Consider the following 16991-nt stretch of genomic DNA (forward strand, 5'->3'; position numbering starts at 1 on the left):
ATATTCTATGCGTTTATGATTCACTTTTCCATCTCATGCACAACGAAGAAATTCTAAGCCTGCTAAACAATGACTTACCAGCGAAGCGCCGAAGGAATGATGATGTTTTTATGATGAAATGCGGCAAATGCATACCTGATTAACCTAAATAAGTTTATGAATTTGTCATATCAGCCGATAATGTATGGGAGTTGCTGCCGTTACTGATGATGGTTTAAGCAGTAAATTTTCAATGATGAAATTGATGCAGAAAGCGATCATTAAGGAAAAAAAAGAGTGCGGACGTTTTAGTGAAATACAGCATTACAACCATACTTAAAACCAATATTGTTATTGCCTTCGCCTATTTTGTCACAGGCTTTTTGAGCTTAAAAATATCGGCGATAAACGATTACACAGCCGTGGTGTTTTTCCCCGCGGGTATCGCTTTGGCGGCATGCTTGTCGCTTGGGGTATCACGTGTCTGGGCAGGGATTTTGCTGGGTTCTTTCAGTCTCAACCTGATTGTGTCTGTTGATCCTGATTGGACCAAACCGACTGCTTATCTATTACCTTTTATCATCTCATCGGCCTCCTTGCTGCAGGCAATTATCGGCAGTCATATTATCCGGCAATTTATCAGTAATCCTCTGACCTTAAGTTTCGATAAGGACATTTTAAGGTTTTTGCTGAGTGTGCCTATTATCGCGTTAGTCAGCGCTAGTATCAGCGTGACAGCAATGTGGGTATTGAGTGCTGAGTCCTTCAACTTCAATACAATGTGGGCTGGCTGGTGGATTGGTGATGCGCTAGGGATCTTGGTGCTCCTGCCTGTAGTCATGAGCTTTATCGGTCAACCACAAAAACTATGGCGTGGTCGCCGTTGGTTGCTGACCTCACAGACTGTGATATTTACAGTGCTTATCGTTCTGATAACTTTTAATATCAAGCAGTTTGAAGAGAATCGTTTGGATGATCGCTTTCGCATACGGACTCAAGAGGCGGGTGCGCTATTTCGTGTGGTACTAAAAGCGGAAGAGTTGATACAAGAAAGCGTTGCACAATTGTTTGTTTCTTCTGAAGAAGTGACAAGAAAAGAATTTAGTGAGTTTGTTTACTGGGCAACCAAAGAGAATAAACATATTCAGGTTGTTGAGTGGTTACCACGGATCACGCACGAGCAACGCCCAGCTTATGAAACAGAGCAACGTAAGTACTTTGGCAACGATTTTTCGATTACTGAATTTGTTGCTAAGGGGCAATTAGGTCCAGCCACGGAACGGAAAGAATATTATCCGATTACATTTCTGGAGCCGGACTGGGATAACAAGGCCGCTCGCGGTTTTGATCCCACTTCAACACCTGAGTCAAACAAGGTCATCACACAAGCCATCATAACCGGTAAAGCGATGGCAAGAGGGCCGTTAAAAATTCTGCGTGATAAATCACGCATTGATGCTTTGATTATTTATCGACCGGTATATCAGCAACAAAATGGCACATTGACCTTGAATAAGGATCTTGGCCAGGTGATTGGACTGATTAATATCGTGATACGCGTACAGGATTTTATTCAGGAAATACTGCAACAAGGTGAATTAAGTGATTTCACCATCAAATGGCAAGATGACACAACGGGTGAGTTCTATTTCAATCAGGCGTCAACGACCAGCCCTGCGATTAGTCACGAGGTGACCTTCATGTTAGCGGGCCGCCCAATGCGGCTTATCTTTAACCCCACCAATAGTTTTATTCGTTCTGCTTCTACCAACCTGACCCAGTTTGCCTTGATTGGCGGTTTTCTTTTGACCGGTTTATTTGCCTTTTTATTCTTGAGTATCACTGGTAGAACACATCGGATATCTACTGAGGTGACCTTGCGTACTGAAGAGCTTTCAGAGGCGACCAAGCGAGCACAAGATTCTGAAATGCGTATTCGTGATGTATTGAAAGAAATGCAACTAACAGAGCAAAAACTATTGCTGTCTGACGTGGCATTTAACTCAACCAGCGAAGCCATGATGATTACCGATAAAAGTAAGAAAATCATCGTGGTGAACTCAGCATTTAGTGACATCACCGGCTACGATGGCACTGAGGTAATAGGCCGGTATCCGAGCTTTTTAGTGAGTGGTTTGACTAAGTCTGATTTTCAACAACTGTCAGAAAGCTTTGCCGCAGCAATGAAAGCGTATGGCATCTGGCGCGGTGAAATTCAATGTCGGCATAAAGACAAAACAATGTTTCCCGCCTATGTCTCAATGTCGGCGGTATATGACACCGATGGCAATATCTGCAATATGGTGGGCGTATTTTCCGATATTTCAGAGGTAAAGGAAGCTCAGGCAAAAATTGAGCGACATGCTAACTACGACATCTTGACCGATTTACCTAACCGCCGTTTATTCACGGATCGATTACAACAGGCTATTTTGCGGTGTGGGCGTCATAATGAAAAACTGTGTTTGATGTTTCTTGATCTGGATAGATTCAAGGATGTGAATGACACTTTAGGCCATGAGTTTGGTGATCAATTACTTAAACAAATGGCGGTGCGCATCCAAGCTTGTGTGAGAGAAGTCGATACTGTCGCACGTCTGGGAGGCGATGAGTTTACTATCATTCTGAGTGAGTTCGACGGTAAGAGTCATGCCGTTAACATTGCGCAGAAATTGATCAGCGAAATAGAAAAACCCATCACAGTCCAGGAGCAGACGCTTCGGGTGACCACCAGTGTCGGCATCACATTTTATCCTGATGATGCCATTGATAGTGGCATGTTAATTCAAAATGCAGACAGAGCGATGTATGCCGCTAAGGATATGGGTGGCAGTGCCTTTAAGTTCTACACCACCGAGCTGGAGCTAAGCTGGCTGTCCAGAACCTTTATTTTGAATGAGTTGGAAGCCGCCATTGAAAAAGGTGAGATCGAGGTTTACTACCAACCGTTAATTCCAGCAAATACCGAAACTGCCTGCCAGAGTGCTGAAGCACTGGTGCGCTGGCAGCATCCTGAGCGAGGCCTGATTTCTCCTGCCGACTTTCTGCCACAGGCTGAGCGCATGGGCATGATTGAGAAAATTGATGATTTTGTCTTCAGCCAGGTCTGTCAGCAAATAAAAACCTGGCAGGCAAATGGTATTGGTGATGTTCACGTATCGGTGAACCGTTCAGCACATAACTTCGGTAATCAGCGGGGCCGACTTGACTGGTTAGCCTATATTCGAGAGCAAGGCATTAATGCTGGCTTGATTACGCTGGAGATTACCGAAAGCGTGTTGATGCGACGTCATGCAGAGAGCGGACATTTACTGAAAAAATTGCGTCAAGCGGGTGTACAAATCGCGGTGGATGATTTCGGTACAGGATATTCATCATTATCCTATTTGAAGGAAATGGATATCGATTACCTCAAGATTGATCGTTCGTTTATCCGCGACCTGGAGGCGGATGATAATGACCGCGCGATTATTGAAGCCATTACAGGCATGGCAAGGCACTTGGGCATTGAAGTGATTGCTGAAGGGGTGGAAACGTTAAGTCAGAAAGAAATACTGGAAAAAATTGGCTGTCATTGGTTGCAGGGCTATTTCTTTGCTAAGCCAATGCCCGTTGATGTCTTTGAAGAATTTCTGGCCAGCGCTAACAATGCATTAAAGCAAAACGTTCTACCAGCGCTATAGCGTTTAATTGATTCGCGCGTAATCAGTGTCTAAATTGGCGGAGAACGAGGGATTCGAACCCTCGATAGGCTATTAACCTATACACACTTTCCAGGCGTGCGCCTTCAACCACTCGGCCAGTTCTCCTAAGGGTGCGAAAGATTACCTCAGATTGCTTCTTCTGGCAATGAGGTGTCAGGTTTCTCTGTTTGAGTTGAAGATTCCTGCTCCGCTTTTGGTGCTTTACTGCGGCGAACTCTGCGTGTTCTTGGTTTGCTGTTTGATTGCGTTTTATTTTTTTTCTGGATGTAACGTTCTACGCTGGTTTCTTGAGTGAAACCCGAACCCTCTGTAGCATTTTCAGTTGATTCATCTGCCGCTTTTTTGTTGTTGTCTGTGCGTTTTTCAGCGCGTTTTTTCTTATCATCTTGGCGAGCATAAAATGCCAAGCCTTTGAGCACGATATCAGGGTAATGATTAATATTATCCGGTAAAAGTGGTAACAGGCTTTCGGCATCGCCACCGGTGATGATAAAGCGAATTTTATTATCAAAACTTTCTTGTAAGTCATTGATGATACGCTCTAACGTCGCTGTGACACTGTATAAGGTGCCCGCTTGAATCGCACTATACGTGTTTGTAGCCAGAGTTTTGAATTCTTTTTCGTCAGTTTCTTCAGTTAATGCGTGCGTGCTTGTTGCCAGTGCGCTGCGCATAAGACTAAGGCCTGGCAGAATCATGCCACCTTGATGCTGGCCGGTTTTGGTGACGATATCAATGGTCATTGCAGTGCCACAATCAATAACACATTGTGCTTGACGGGCATGTTGTCTGGCGGCAATTAGCGATAACCAGCGGTCAATTCCGAGCTTGCTGGGTTCATCATAAGCATTGGTAACGCCAAATCGTTTTTTCTCAGTATGGATATAGACGGGCGTTATTTGCCATTGTTTTTCAGTCCACTCGGTGAGCTGAGTCGCCAGTTTCTCCCCCCCCACATTGGCCACATAAACGGCATCAATATCGCTCAGGGTTTTCCAGGCTTTGTTTAATGCGGCCTTAATACTCGTTTTACCGCGTTGAAAACTCTGGCCTTCATTCAAGCCGTTGTCATCAATGCTTGCCCATTTAATTCGGCTATTGCCGATATCGACTAATAATTTCATGAGGCAAACCTGATGCTGATATGGCTGTTAGAGAGAAGGTGGATTTGATTGTCTCGCATGTATCTTAGTTCACCTTGATCGTTGATACCACAAGCTATTGCTGTGGTACGACTATCGCCATCAATTAAGGTGATGGCTTGATCGTGTAAGGCGTCATAGTGTGGCCATAGTGGCAGAAAGTCACTAAGTCCTCGATGTTCAAACAGTTTTATGGTTTCAATCATGTTCTGAATTATTTTTCCTGCCAGCCAGTTACGACAGGGGACAGTGTCACAAAGCTGCTCAAGGCTGGTGGATGGTTGTTGAATTAAAGTTTGCGTAGACGGCGGAAGCTTAAAATTAAGGCCGATGCCCACAACGGTGTATTGTTTCGTGTTGAACCTTGATTCTACTAGAATTCCTGCTAGCTTTTGTCGATTAAATAACACATCATTCGGCCATTTTAGCTGTAACTGATTGATTCCAGCTTCCTTGAGGGTATTAATTAAACTGATGCCAACAGCAATACTGAGCCCATGACGGGGCTTTTCTGCGCAATGTGGCCAGAATAAAGATAGGTAAAGATTTCCGGCTGCTGGTGATTGCCATGGATCGCCACGCCTTCCTCGGCCTGCTGTTTGTGTTTCGGCTAGGCAAACTGCCGGTGTTATCTTGCCAGCAGTAAATCGTTCCCACAGCGTATCACTGGTCGATGTGACCTCAGGCAAGATGATAATTTCATCAAGCGTATCTGCGCTGGAAGGATCGATCGCTTTATTAATGGCAGCCTGAGATAGTGGCTGAAAGGCAGGGGTGGTCAAATGGTTAGGCTTGTAAAATAAACAAGACTATAGTGTAACAGGGCTTCAAGCTAACTGTGAAGCCATAGTGCAGGAGAGGTTAGACTTTAATATCGAGCAGTGTGCCAACAAGGTCATTAGACGTTTCAATGACTCTTGCTGCTGCTTCTACTTGTGTACGATTAGCATCAAGCTGAACTAGCGTTGTGGTGAGTTCTTCTGTTGATTGGCCGCCACGTGCAATGTCAGCGGTATTTTGCGCAACAGCTTGTACCCCGCTTTGAAAACCAGCTATGCCTGATTGAAACGCTGAAATACTGCTCATATGAATTCTCCAAATATCTATAAGCTTTTTAGCACTTTAGCATATTTATTTGTGTGATGCGTTTCGCCTTTTGGCCTGCATTTTCACAAATAGGATGGTGCTAACAAAACAAAGGCTACTAAACGCCAAGGCTAAAATAGGATAGATGGCAACCCCACCACTACTATAAACCTCGCCTACACTGTGACTAAAATAAAACAGCATTAAAAAACTGGTCCATGCATGGGTATAGGGTTTGGCATACAAAAGCCCACGCATAGGAAACAACAAGGGGACAACACCAATCAGTATCCATGCCGCGGTAGGATAGTTGTCTGCGTGGGGTGCCAGAATAATCCAGCCAAGCAAGGTCAACATCAGCCCGAAAAAGCTGAATAACGTCAGCCAGCGAAATAAAGAAACCGATGTCATTGTAATTTCAACGTGGTGTTAGCGATACGTTTACCTAAAGCTCGACATAATGTTGCTTCGGTATCCGTTAAGGGGCGGTCATTCTGACTACCAGCAAGGTGGCTAGGGCCATATGGTGTACCACCTTCTTGCGTCAGCATCAGACCTGATTCACTGTAAGGTAATCCCATAATCATCATGCCGTGGTGTAGTAAAGGCAGCATCATTGAGAGCAAGGTTGTTTCTTGGCCACCATGCAAGCTGCCGGTAGATGTAAACACCGCGGCTGGTTTACCCGCTAATTCACCTGAAAGCCAGATATCGCTGGTGCTGTCGATAAAATATTTTAGTGGCGCGGCCATATTCCCAAAGCGCGTTGGACTACCTAGTACCAAAGCGGAACACTGTTTCAGATCGTCGTGACTAGCGTATAAATGTCCATCTGCGGGTATTTCATCTTCGCTTGCTTCACAGACTGTAGATACGGGGGGCACTGTACGCAAAATAGCCCGACAGCCGGCGCTTTCAACGCCGCGCGCAATTTGCTCAGCCATATTTTTTACATTGCCTGAGCGGCTATAGTAGAGAATCAGAATATCAGCCATAGTTTACAAAATATCCAAAACAGATTCTGGTGGGCGACCCAGTCTGGCTTTATCTTGATTGATAACGATTGGACGCTCAATTAATTTTGGCTGTTTAACCATGGCTTTTATCAGATCGTCATCGTCTAAGTTCGTATCTTTCAAATTAAGCGTTTTGTATGCTTCCTCACCTTTACGCAGGAGATCTCTAGCGGACATGTTGAGCTTAGTTAGAATGACTTTTAGTTCGGTTTCGCTTGGTGGGGTTTCCAAATATTTAATGATCTCAGGTTCAATCCCTTTTTCTTCGAGCAAAGCCAGTGTCTGTCTGGATTTGCTGCAACGGGGATTATGCAAAATCTGAATAGCGGTCATCGAGAAGGCTCCAATAATTTTTCTAAAGCGGATAAATGAATTTCTACAGGACGAATCGTCGCCCATTGTGAACAGCCGGGGCATTGCCAATGCATGGTGCGACCTGAAAAACCACAGTTTTTGCAGGTATAACGGTCACCTTTATGAATCAAGGCTGTTGTCACATCTTTGATAAGTGGAATGAGTACCTGATGATTGTCCTCACCGAGCATGATTAAATGATGCAAGCCTTCAACAGAGGGATGTTGATGTAACTGACGGTATAGAAAGTTTTGAGCAGCCTGGTTGCCCTGTTGCTGGCGGATAAGGTTAGTTAAGGTAATGCGTGCAGAAGTCAGGTGTGGGTGTCGATTCAGTAAACCTTGCAGCCATTCTTTAAAAGACTGGATGTTACCTGAATGTTCATAGCATTGTTGTAATGAGGGTAGTGTTTCAGACAAAAAAAAGTGATTTTGTTGCTCCACCTTTTGCAGTGCACGCATCGCTTTTCGATATTGGCGGATTTGAATCAGTATTTTCCCTTCTAACAAGCTGGCACGAACACAGTTATTGTCATACTGTTGCGCACTGCGCAGTAGATTTAACGCTTGATGGTGATCTTTATTTGCTAGCGGTTCAGCCAACTCACAGTAGAACTGGGCAATTAATGCATTTGTGTTCGTTTTCTTATCCGGTGTTATCCGTTTTGCCATGTCAATGGCCTGCTGCCACTTCTTTTCCTGCTGGTAGATACGAAGTAGTTGTTTAGGCGCTTCATCCGGGCTGGGAGATTGTTGAAGAAGCTCAAGAAACAATTGCTCGGCTCTATCCAACACACCTGCATTCATATAGTCCAAGCCTAATTCAACCAGGGCCTGCGTGCGCTGTGGACTGCTCAATGTGGGCCGGGCAATCAGATTTTGATGGATTCGGATCGCGCGATCGGTTTCACCACGCCGACGAAACAGATTAGCCAAAGCAAGGTGGGTTTCGACGGTTTCACTGTTGACTTCAAGCAAGCCGATAAAGACATCAATCGCTTTATCGGGTTGTTCGTTTAGCAGGTAATTAAGCCCTTTAAAGTAGTCAGGACTAAATGGCGATTCCTGAGGTCGATAGCGGCGTTTATAGTGACGGCGAGCCATAAGCCAGCCAGAAAGAGCCGCAACCGGAAGCAAGAAAAACAACAACTCAAGCATAAAGATCAGTGCGAGTCTTTAATCGGCAAAATCCGCAGGCTATTGATTTCCTGTTCAGAAACCGAAAGCTTGTGCTGTAAACGGCGATTTTCATAGCGTAATTTCAATGTCGCCATCAGCAACACAATTGCGCCCAAAACGACGCCGGCGAGCATGGCGGTAACCAGTAATGCCGAAAGTGGCAGTGTTAGCTGGCCAAAGTAATAATTCACTGTGACGGCATCCATGTTAAAAGCGGCGAATGCTGCGCTGATCAAAAAAATCAGAACAAAAATGAGCAAAAAAATGATTTTTCGCATACTCGGAGTTCCTTAAAATTACTTACGTTTACAGGGCACTTTCCATCCCGCTGATCATACCGCAAAAACGATGCTTGCCCAGAATCGGGCTAAATCATGTAGAATTATCGTTTAATTTTTGACAGGTTGGCCCTGTATCAACTCGTGATTTTGGAGAATTCACCATGACCTTTGTTGTCACAGAAAACTGTATTAAGTGTAAATATACTGATTGTGTTGATGTCTGCCCAGTAGATTGTTTTCACGAAGGTCCTAACTTCTTAGTAATCGATCCTGATGAGTGCATCGACTGCACTTTGTGCGAACCTGAATGCCCTGCAGAAGCGATTTTCTCGGAAGATGATTTACCCGATGAGCAAATGGAATTTTTGCAGATCAATGAAGAGCTGTCGCAAGTATGGCCGGTAATTTCTGAAAAGAAAGATCCGCTGCCGGATGCGGAAGAGTGGGATGGTAAATCTGACAAGACCGCACTACTGGAAAGATAATTTCCACCCGACACAACAAAAAAAGCCCGCATGATACGGGCTTTTTTTTGTGCTTAAACTGCGAAAGTTAAGCCATCATTTTTTTGAGTTTCTTCATTGCGTTATTTTCAATTTGACGAATGCGCTCTGCAGAAACCTGATACTGATCAGCCAACGTATGTAAGGTGGCCTTATCATCCTCATTTAACCAGCGCTGCATAATGATGTCGCGACTCCGGTCATCTAATGTGGCCAGCGCATTTGTCAGCTTTTGTTGTTGATAATCGCTGTAATTCTCCTGCTCTAATTGCTGTGATGGGTCTGAATTTTCCGGCCCGGCCAAGTAGGCCACAGGAGAAAAGTGTGTCTCTTCGTCATCATTACTGTCGGCAGGTAAGTCAAAGGAGGCATCCGGCTGGGCGAGGCGTCGTTCCATATCCATTACATTGGCTGGTGTAACACCCAAATCCTCAGCAACTGCTTCAACTTCTTCTTGATTCAACCAACCGAGGCGTTGTTTGGCACTGCGCAGATTGAAGAACAATTTACGCTGTGCTTTGGTTGTCGCAATCTTAACGATGCGCCAGTTACGGATAACATATTCGTGAATTTCGGCACGAACCCAGTGAACGGCAAACGATACCAGTCGAACGCCTTTTTCCGGGTTAAAGCGTTTAACCGCTTTCATCAAGCCGATATTACCTTCTTGGATTAGATCCGCCACAGGTAAACCATAACCACTGTAACCTTTGGCAATTCTGACCACAAAACGAAGGTGTGACAAAACCAGCCGTTGAGCGGCTTCCAGGTCACCATCCTGTTGCAGACGAGTCGCTAAATCGTACTCTTCTTCTGCAGTAAGAACAGGAATCGTGTGTACTAAACTAGTATAGGCATCGAGGTTTCCGATCGGTGCCAGAGCCATTTCATATTTGGCCACGTTTGTTGTCATCTGCGCAGTCTCCTGAGAGTCATCTCATAATGATAGCATTAAATTTTTAAATTCAAATATATGATAAGTAAATCAGGGAAAAGTTCCTGTTTGCTAAGCTCTTAGGTGGGTTCAATATTGTCGAGGTGGCGACCCACGGCAAGCCAGGCGCCGAGTACGCCAAGCAAAGTACCGAATAAAGGCAAAGCAATGAACATCTGACCACTGAGCCATTGCAAGACAAATTGGCTGTCATATAGCGATGCCAGTCGGTTAACAGGACCGTTGATGGTCAATAACGTCACCAATAATGTCAGCCAGGCAATGGCGCCACCCAATAAACCATACCAAAATCCGGTATAGAGAAAAGGCCTACGCACGAACGCATTGGTGCCACCGACGAGTTTAATGACACGGATTTCGGTTTGACGGTTCAAAATAGCGAGTCGAATGGTATTACCAATTACCAATAACACGCTCAAAGACAATAAAACAGCCAGAATAGTAATGCTTCGTTCACCAGTTTCGTTAATGGTTCGTAAACGTTGTAACCATTCCATATCCAGTTGTGCCAATTCGACTTCTTGCATGTTTTGCAAGCGGTCTAATAGGCTTGATAACGCTTCTGCCTCGTGTTGTGAGGCTGTGGGTTGAATAATGATAACCGGCGGGAGCGGGTTTTTCGGTAACGTGTTTAGCAAGTCATCCAAGCCTGATAAAGCACGAAACTCGTCTAGAGATTGTTGGGAAGACTGATAACTCACAGCATTAATATCAGGCCAGGTGAGTAATTGCTCTGCCAATTGCTTGCCCCGCGAATCTGGCGTCGCATGGTGCAAAAATAAGGAAATTTGACTAGCATCATCCCACTGGCTGCTGACTTCTTCGACATTTTTTAACAAAACATACAGTCCAGCGGGCATCGCAAGCGCAATACCAATCACCAATATAGTCATTACGGTGGCGGCGGGGGTTCGCCACAGTTGGCCCAAACTATAGAGCATGACCTGCATGTGACGCAGAAAATAATTGTGAACATTCAAGTTGAGCATCAGGCTAATCGTCCCTGTTGCAGTGTAATTTGCCGATAGGGCATACGATTAATTAGATCCTGATCATGAGTAGCGACAAACACGGTGACGCCGACCTGATTAAATTGTTCAAACAAGCGCATGATTTCTCGTGATAGCTCCGGATCAAGGTTACCCGTTGGCTCATCAGCAAGCAGCACAGGAGGACGGTTAACCACTGCTCTGGCAATACCGACACGTTGTTGTTCACCACCGGATAAGGCGATAGGTAAACTACGTTCTTTACCCAATAAGCCAACTTTATCCAAAGCGGCACGAACTCTGCGCCCAATTTCGCGATGATTTTCACCAGCAATAATCAATGGCAAAGCGACGTTATCGAAAACGGTGCGATCGTGGAGTAGGTTATGGTCTTGAAACACCAAACCAATTTTTCGGCGATAATAAGGCACTTTCCACTTGGGCAGTCGGGTGAGGTTTTGATTATTTACCCAGACTTGACCATGTGAACTACGTTCTATCAGTGCAATCAGTTTCAGTAGGGTACTTTTTCCGGCACCGGAGTGACCGGTCAGAAAAGCCATTTCACCTTTGTCTAACTCGAAACTGAGACCAGATAAGGCTTCGTGTTGGTTTGTGTAACGCTTATAAACCTCGCTGAATCGAATCATCAGTCGTCTTCTCGTCCCAATAAAGCATCAACGAAATCTGCCGCATCAAACGGACGCAGATCATCAATTTTTTCACCCACACCGATATAACGGATAGGTAAGCCAGTTTTATCCGCAATAGCGAAAATAATCCCGCCCTTAGCTGTACCATCAAGTTTGGTCAGCGTGATGCCAGTAACGCCAACAGCGTCGTTGAACTGTTGTGCTTGTTGTAAGGCATTTTGACCCGTACCGGCATCCAACACCAACATGATTTCGTGTGGCGCAGTCTCGTCAATTTTACCCATCACTCGTTTGACCTTCTTAAGCTCTTCCATCAAGTTGGATTGAGTATGTAGACGACCTGCGGTATCGGCAATCAGAATATCAGCACCACGGGACTTTGCTGCTTGCAGTGCATCAAAAATAACAGAGGCAGAATCAGCTCCCTTTGGCTGAGCAATGACCGGGATACTATTGCGCTCTCCCCAGACCTGTAATTGTTCTACCGCTGCGGCACGGAACGTGTCACCAGCCGCCAACATAACGCTTTTTCCTTGTTGTTGGAATTGCTTGGCTAATTTGCCGATGGTTGTTGTTTTGCCGACACCATTGATGCCAACCATCAAAATCACATAAGGGCCTGGTTTATCCGGCACGGTGAGCGGCTGACTGCTTGGCTGCAAAATAGTGACCATATCGTCGCGCATTGCATCAAACAAAGCCTCAACATCACTAAGCTGCTTGCGTGCCACCCGTTGGGTTAAATCGCTAATAATTCTATTAGTGGCATCAATACCTAAATCAGCAGTAATTAGCTGAGTCTCCAGCTCTTCAAGGAGGTCATCGTCAATGGTTTTTCGACCAAGGATCAGACTGGCGAAACCTTCCGTCAGTTTATTGCTGGTGCGGCTTAAGCCTTGTTTCAGGCGACCAAAGAAACCAGTCTTTTCTGGTTGGTCTGGTTTTTCTGCTTCAGGCTCAGCAACGGGCGCCGATTCCGGTACGTCGACAACGGCTTCTTCGCTGACTTCTGCGCTGGTTGTTTGTGACGATTTGGTTTTTTTTCTTAGGAAACTAAACATATTCTCTGCTTGTCGTTAAACTTCGACGGTCAATCTTATCACGCGTTAGTTTAAGAGATGCAGATGCTGAACATAAAAACATTAGCCTGGATAGCTTTAATAATCCCAAGTCTGACATTCGCCGATGTCAGTGAATTCGAACTGGATAACGGACTCAAGTTGATCGTAAAGGAAGATCATCGAGCCCCCGTGGTGGTGTCACAAGTTTGGTACAAGGTGGGCTCAAGCTATGAGCACAACGGTATAACAGGTATTTCACACGTACTTGAACACATGATGTTCAAGGAGACAAAAAACCTAAAACCGAACGAGTTTTCTCAGATCATTGCCGAAAATGGAGGTGAGCAGAATGCTTTCACAGGTCGAGATTACACCGCGTACTTTCAGAAACTGCACAAAGACCGGCTCGAGGTCAGCTTTAAACACGAAGCGGATCGTATGCGTAACTTAGTCATCAGTGAGGATGAGTTACTCAAAGAGCGCGAAGTTGTTGCTGAAGAGCGACGTATGCGTACCGACGACAACCCCAAGTCGATGCTCCGCGAAAGCTTTAATGCGACCGCGTTTGTTAACAGCCCTTATCACCATCCAGTCATTGGTTGGATGAGTGATATAAACCATTATCAAGCTGATGACCTGCGTGCCTGGTATCAGAAATGGTATGCCCCCAATAATGCAACAGTGGTGGTAGTTGGTGATGTTGAGCCGCAAGCGGTATTGGCGTTGGCAAAAGAATACTTCGCGTCACTCCAGCCCGAACAAATTGCGACACTGAAACCGCAGATTGAAGTGGAACAAAAAGGTATTCGAGAAATTAAGGTTAAAGCGCCGGCAGAACTACCTTATTTGATGATGGGGTGGAAAATTCCGGTTGTCGCGACAGCGAGCGAAAGCAATGCGTGGGAACCTTATGCGCTGGAAGTGATGGCTGGCATTCTCGATGGAGGGAATAGTGCGCGTTTTGCGAAAGAGTTGGTGCGTGAACAGCAAGTAGCCACGAGTGTGGGAGCTGGAAATAGTCTTTTTTCACGGCTCAAAGATCTGTTTGTGGTGGCTGGTACACCCGCCAACGGTAAAACAGTCGATGAGCTGAAAAGCGCTGTTATCGAGCAAATTGAGCGAATCAAAAACGAACCTGTGACACAACAGGAACTGGATAGAGTGAAAGCTCAAGTGGTGGCTGAAGCGGTTTATGAACGTGACAGCGTGTTTTATCAGGCAATGCAAATTGGCATGTTGGAAACCATTGGCTTGGATTGGAAATTAAGCGACCAATACGTTGAAAACATTAACGCCGTGACGGCAGAGCAAATACAGGCTGTAGCCAAGAAATTTTTTATTGACGATAAACTGACCACGGCGGAACTGGTGCCTTTACCGTTAGATGGCCGTCGTCCACTTGCAGCGCCAGGAGGCAACCATGTTCGCTAAGAAACTATTTTTAATTGTCACTTTGTTTGTTGGCTGGCCGGTTTTGGCGTCGCCAGATATTCAACATTGGCAAACTGACAACGGTGCCAGAGTTTTGTTTGTAAATGCGCCTGAGCTGCCAATGGTGGACATTAATGTGGTTTTTAATGCCGGCGCGGCGCGGGATGGCGACTTACCTGGCACAGCCAGATTGACGAGTGCAATGCTAGATGAGGGCGCAGCAGACATGAATGCTGACGAAATCGCCACAGCATTTGCCAAAGTCGGCGCCAAATTTTCAGCCAGTTCTGAGCGTGATATGGCAGTGCTGAGCTTGCGTAGCCTGACTGAAGAGCAAGCGTTTACGGATGCATTGGATGTCTTTTCTGAGGTATTGAGTTCACCGAGTTTCCCGCAAGACTCTTTTTTACGGATTCAACAGCAATTGTTAACCGGCTTACAAGCAGAGAAACAGTCACCATCGGCAATGGCAAGCCGTGCATTTTATGCCAATCTGTATGGCAAACATCCCTACAGTGAGATGCCAGCAGGGCAGCCTGAAACAGTATCAAAAATCACAGTGGCCGATTTGAAACGTTTTTATCAGCAATATTACGTGAGCCAAAATGCGGTGGTTGTGATTGTCGGCGCGGTGGATAAAACCAAAGCAAGTGACATTGCGGAAAAATTGATGAGTGGATTGCAGCATGGTAAGCCTGCCCAAGCAATACCGGAGGTTCAACCATTAACTGAATCAGCGCTGGTTTCAATCAGCTACCCATCCAGTCAGACAACAATTTTGGTGGGGCAGACCGGGATATCTCGTGATGATCCTGATTATTTCCCGCTTTATGTGGGCAATCACATTCTGGGCGGTAGTGGACTGGTCTCGCAGTTGAGTGATGAGATCCGTGAAAAACGAGGTCTCACTTATGGTGTATACAGCTATTTCCGACCCATGCAAAAGCAGGGACCTTATCAGCTAGGGCTGCAAACGCGTAATGATCAAACACAAGAAGCTTTAAGTGTGTTGAAGCAAACGCTAAATACGTTTATCGAAAATGGACCAACTGAGCAAGAACTCACAGCAGCCAAACAAAATATTACCGGTGGTTTTGCTCTGCGGGTCGACAGTAATAATAAGATTGCTGACTACCTGTCTATGATAGGATTTTATAATTTGCCGCTGGATTATCTGGATAGTTTTAACGAGAAAGTAAAGGCAGTCACGGTGGCAGATATTAAGGATGCATTTAAACGGCGTGTTCATGCCGATAAAATGTTGACGGTACTAGTTGGTGGCGAAACAGAACAAAACGAATAAAGCAGGTAATTTACGTATTATTGGCGGAATCTGGCGTGGGCGAAAATTAGGCTTCCCGGAGGTTGAAGGGCTCAGACCGACCGGTGATCGCGTTCGCGAGACAGTGTTTAACTGGTTACAGCCCATCTTGGGAGATAGCCGCTGTTTGGATTTATTTGCCGGCAGTGGCGCCTTAGGTCTGGAAGCGGCATCGCGCGGTGCTGGTGAAGTGGTGTTGGTTGAAACGGATCGCAGTGCTTATCAATTATTGCAATCCAACCTGACAGCATTAAATGCGTCACAATGCCAGTTATTCCACGGCCGTGCAGAGCAGTTTTTGGCCTCACAAAAACAGGCTTTTGATGTGGTGTTTATCGATCCGCCATATCAGTCAAACATGTGGACGCAGATTGCTCAATTGCTATCAGAACGACATTTGTTAAATGACGGAGCCAGAATTTATCTGGAATATCCACGGCGTCAGGATATGCCTGATTTACCATCCAGCTGGCATTTATTGAGAGAAAAGCAGGCAGGTGATGTAAAATACTGCTTATTCAAGTTTGAGGCTGGAGCTGGCGAGTGAGCACCACGGCGATTTACCCGGGCACATTTGATCCCATTACATACGGACATATTGACCTGATCAATCGCGCTGCAACGCTGTTTGATAAGGTGATTGTCGCCATTGCGATCAATCCAGGTAAGCAACCTATGTTCAGTTTGGATGAACGTGTAACCTTAGCCAAACAAACAGTCGACGAGTTGACCAACGTAGAGGTACGTGGTTTTGAAGGATTGCTAGTCAACGAAGCACTGAACATGGGTGCGAATGTGATTATTCGCGGTTTAAGAGCGGTATCGGACTTTGAATACGAATTGCAGCTGGCAACGATGAATCGTCGAATGCAGCCAAAAGTAGAGACTTTGTTTTTAACGCCGGCTGAAAATCTGAGTTTTGTGTCATCGTCATTGGTAAAAGAAATAGCCGTATTAGGTGGCGATGTCTCAGAGTTTGTGGCGCCGTGTGTTCAAATGGCTTTGAAACACAAATTGCCGGCCGCCAAGTAACAGCGATAACGATCGCAGCCAAATTAATGTTGGAGTAAAAGATGTCCCTGTTTATCACCGATGAATGCATCAACTGTGATGTGTGTGAGCCGGAATGCCCGAATGGCGCTATTTCGCAAGGTGCTGAAATTTATGAAATTGACCCGGACCTCTGTACGGAGTGTGTTGGTCACTTTGATACACCGCAATGCGTGGAAGTCTGCCCGGTGGATTGTATTCCTAAAGACCCTGATCACGAAGAAACGCATGACCAGTTGTACACGAAATACGAAACGTTAATGGCAGTCGGTAAATAACACCTATTCA

At 45.5% G+C, this 16991-nt stretch carries 19 protein-coding genes and 1 tRNA gene; 7 read left to right on the forward strand and 13 right to left on the reverse strand.

All coding sequences use genetic code 11. The annotated features are described in order from the left end of the window. Window positions 1-290 precede the first annotated feature (290 nt). Entirely contained in the window at window positions 291-3662 is a 3372-nt protein-coding gene (locus MDMS009_RS04545) for an EAL domain-containing protein (RefSeq protein WP_008290618.1), read from the forward strand. A 35-nt stretch (window positions 3663-3697) separates the two neighbouring features. On the opposite strand, the gene MDMS009_RS04550 is transcribed toward MDMS009_RS04545, so the two are convergent. The 9 genes from MDMS009_RS04550 to MDMS009_RS04590 form a co-directional block, all read right to left on the reverse strand. Next, window positions 3698-3788, reverse strand: a tRNA-Ser gene (locus tag MDMS009_RS04550). A gap of 20 nt (window positions 3789-3808) precedes the next feature. Beyond that, on the reverse strand, window positions 3809-4807 hold the full coding sequence (locus tag MDMS009_RS04555; protein WP_008290542.1) for a type III pantothenate kinase: 999 nt from the start codon (window positions 4805-4807) through the stop codon (window positions 3809-3811). After that, complete coding sequence (locus tag MDMS009_RS04560; RefSeq protein WP_008290658.1) at window positions 4804-5607, reverse strand: biotin--[acetyl-CoA-carboxylase] ligase; 804 nt, start codon at window positions 5605-5607, stop codon at window positions 4804-4806. Before MDMS009_RS04560 ends, MDMS009_RS04555 begins: the two co-directional genes overlap by 4 nt. 79 nt (window positions 5608-5686) lie before the next feature. Next, window positions 5687-5911, reverse strand: a complete 225-nt coding sequence (locus MDMS009_RS04565) for a hypothetical protein (protein ID WP_008290626.1) — start codon at window positions 5909-5911, stop codon at window positions 5687-5689. A 45-nt stretch (window positions 5912-5956) separates the two neighbouring features. Beyond that, entirely contained in the window at window positions 5957-6322 is a 366-nt protein-coding gene (locus tag MDMS009_RS04570) for a DUF2069 domain-containing protein (protein WP_008290538.1), read from the reverse strand. After that, entirely contained in the window at window positions 6319-6906 is a 588-nt protein-coding gene (gene wrbA / locus MDMS009_RS04575; RefSeq protein WP_008290597.1) for an NAD(P)H:quinone oxidoreductase, read from the reverse strand. The genes MDMS009_RS04570 and wrbA overlap by 4 nt, the downstream gene beginning before the upstream one ends. A gap of 3 nt (window positions 6907-6909) precedes the next feature. After that, window positions 6910-7260: an arsenate reductase (glutaredoxin) gene (gene arsC, locus MDMS009_RS04580; protein ID WP_008290554.1), complete on the reverse strand. Its 351-nt coding sequence runs from the start codon at window positions 7258-7260 to the stop codon at window positions 6910-6912. Beyond that, a complete protein-coding gene (lapB, locus tag MDMS009_RS04585) occupies window positions 7257-8438 on the reverse strand; it encodes a lipopolysaccharide assembly protein LapB (protein ID WP_008290645.1) in 1182 nt (393 codons plus the stop codon). Before lapB ends, arsC begins: the two co-directional genes overlap by 4 nt. Window positions 8439-8443: 5 nt before the next feature. After that, window positions 8444-8665 (reverse strand): LapA family protein, encoded by a 222-nt coding sequence (locus MDMS009_RS04590; protein ID WP_008290541.1) that lies wholly within the window; start codon window positions 8663-8665, stop codon window positions 8444-8446. Between the two features lie 236 nt (window positions 8666-8901). On the opposite strand from MDMS009_RS04590, the gene fdxA reads away from it, so the two are divergent. Beyond that, a complete protein-coding gene (gene fdxA, locus MDMS009_RS04595; protein WP_043887922.1) occupies window positions 8902-9225 on the forward strand; it encodes a ferredoxin FdxA in 324 nt (107 codons plus the stop codon). A 67-nt stretch (window positions 9226-9292) separates the two neighbouring features. Here the strand turns inward: fdxA and rpoH are convergent, their stop codons facing one another. The 4 genes from rpoH to ftsY form a co-directional block, all read right to left on the reverse strand. Further along, a complete protein-coding gene (gene rpoH / locus MDMS009_RS04600; protein WP_008290641.1) occupies window positions 9293-10156 on the reverse strand; it encodes an RNA polymerase sigma factor RpoH in 864 nt (287 codons plus the stop codon). 101 nt (window positions 10157-10257) lie between these two features. Continuing rightward, a complete protein-coding gene (gene ftsX / locus MDMS009_RS04605) occupies window positions 10258-11187 on the reverse strand; it encodes a permease-like cell division protein FtsX (RefSeq protein ID WP_036314172.1) in 930 nt (309 codons plus the stop codon). Continuing rightward, window positions 11187-11837 carry a cell division ATP-binding protein FtsE gene (gene ftsE, locus MDMS009_RS04610; protein WP_008290553.1) on the reverse strand — a complete coding sequence of 217 codons (651 nt, stop codon included), beginning with the start codon at window positions 11835-11837 and terminating at the stop codon, window positions 11187-11189. The genes ftsX and ftsE overlap by 1 nt, the downstream gene beginning before the upstream one ends. Continuing rightward, on the reverse strand, window positions 11837-12901 hold the full coding sequence (ftsY, locus tag MDMS009_RS04615) for a signal recognition particle-docking protein FtsY (protein WP_008290655.1): 1065 nt from the start codon (window positions 12899-12901) through the stop codon (window positions 11837-11839). Before ftsY ends, ftsE begins: the two co-directional genes overlap by 1 nt. 63 nt (window positions 12902-12964) lie before the next feature. On the opposite strand from ftsY, the gene MDMS009_RS04620 reads away from it, so the two are divergent. The 5 genes from MDMS009_RS04620 to MDMS009_RS04640 are packed head-to-tail and all read left to right on the forward strand — an operon-like array spanning window position 12965 to window position 16981. Continuing rightward, entirely contained in the window at window positions 12965-14332 is a 1368-nt protein-coding gene (locus MDMS009_RS04620) for a M16 family metallopeptidase (RefSeq protein ID WP_081443597.1), read from the forward strand. Then, window positions 14322-15635, forward strand: a complete 1314-nt coding sequence (locus MDMS009_RS04625; protein WP_008290639.1) for a M16 family metallopeptidase — start codon at window positions 14322-14324, stop codon at window positions 15633-15635. Before MDMS009_RS04620 ends, MDMS009_RS04625 begins: the two co-directional genes overlap by 11 nt. Next, complete coding sequence (rsmD, locus tag MDMS009_RS04630) at window positions 15610-16200, forward strand: 16S rRNA (guanine(966)-N(2))-methyltransferase RsmD (protein WP_008290580.1); 591 nt, start codon at window positions 15610-15612, stop codon at window positions 16198-16200. The genes MDMS009_RS04625 and rsmD overlap by 26 nt, the downstream gene beginning before the upstream one ends. Next, the gene (coaD, locus tag MDMS009_RS04635; protein ID WP_008290619.1) at window positions 16197-16685 is read left to right on the forward strand and encodes a pantetheine-phosphate adenylyltransferase; all 489 of its coding nucleotides are present in this window, start codon (window positions 16197-16199) and stop codon (window positions 16683-16685) included. Before rsmD ends, coaD begins: the two co-directional genes overlap by 4 nt. Window positions 16686-16726: 41 nt before the next feature. Next, window positions 16727-16981 (forward strand): YfhL family 4Fe-4S dicluster ferredoxin, encoded by a 255-nt coding sequence (locus MDMS009_RS04640; RefSeq protein ID WP_008290614.1) that lies wholly within the window; start codon window positions 16727-16729, stop codon window positions 16979-16981. The last annotated feature ends 10 nt before the right edge of the window (window positions 16982-16991 follow it).

The sequence above is a fragment of the Methylophaga thiooxydans DMS010 genome (assembly GCF_000156355.1).
Lineage (GTDB): Bacteria > Pseudomonadota > Gammaproteobacteria > Nitrosococcales > Methylophagaceae > Methylophaga > Methylophaga thiooxydans.

Coding starts and splice junctions, on each gene's coding strand:
- MDMS009_RS04555 (WP_008290542.1), bottom strand. CDS start 4,807: ATGAAATTATTAGTCGATATCGGCAATAGCCGAATTAAATGGGCAAGC.
- MDMS009_RS04565 (WP_008290626.1), bottom strand. CDS start 5,911: ATGAGCAGTATTTCAGCGTTTCAATCAGGCATAGCTGGTTTTCAAAGC.
- MDMS009_RS04570 (WP_008290538.1), bottom strand. CDS start 6,322: ATGACATCGGTTTCTTTATTTCGCTGGCTGACGTTATTCAGCTTTTTC.
- wrbA (WP_008290597.1), bottom strand. CDS start 6,906: ATGGCTGATATTCTGATTCTCTACTATAGCCGCTCAGGCAATGTAAAA.
- arsC (WP_008290554.1), bottom strand. CDS start 7,260: ATGACCGCTATTCAGATTTTGCATAATCCCCGTTGCAGCAAATCCAGA.
- lapB (WP_008290645.1), bottom strand. CDS start 8,438: ATGCTTGAGTTGTTGTTTTTCTTGCTTCCGGTTGCGGCTCTTTCTGGC.
- MDMS009_RS04590 (WP_008290541.1), bottom strand. CDS start 8,665: ATGGATGCCGTCACAGTGAATTATTACTTTGGCCAGCTAACACTGCCA.
- fdxA (WP_043887922.1), top strand. CDS start 8,902: ATGACCTTTGTTGTCACAGAAAACTGTATTAAGTGTAAATATACTGAT.
- rpoH (WP_008290641.1), bottom strand. CDS start 10,156: ATGACAACAAACGTGGCCAAATATGAAATGGCTCTGGCACCGATCGGA.
- ftsX (WP_036314172.1), bottom strand. CDS start 11,187: ATGCTCAACTTGAATGTTCACAATTATTTTCTGCGTCACATGCAGGTC.
- ftsE (WP_008290553.1), bottom strand. CDS start 11,837: ATGATTCGATTCAGCGAGGTTTATAAGCGTTACACAAACCAACACGAA.
- ftsY (WP_008290655.1), bottom strand. CDS start 12,901: ATGTTTAGTTTCCTAAGAAAAAAAACCAAATCGTCACAAACAACCAGC.
- MDMS009_RS04620 (WP_081443597.1), top strand. CDS start 12,965: ATGCTGAACATAAAAACATTAGCCTGGATAGCTTTAATAATCCCAAGT.
- MDMS009_RS04625 (WP_008290639.1), top strand. CDS start 14,322: ATGTTCGCTAAGAAACTATTTTTAATTGTCACTTTGTTTGTTGGCTGG.
- MDMS009_RS04640 (WP_008290614.1), top strand. CDS start 16,727: ATGTCCCTGTTTATCACCGATGAATGCATCAACTGTGATGTGTGTGAG.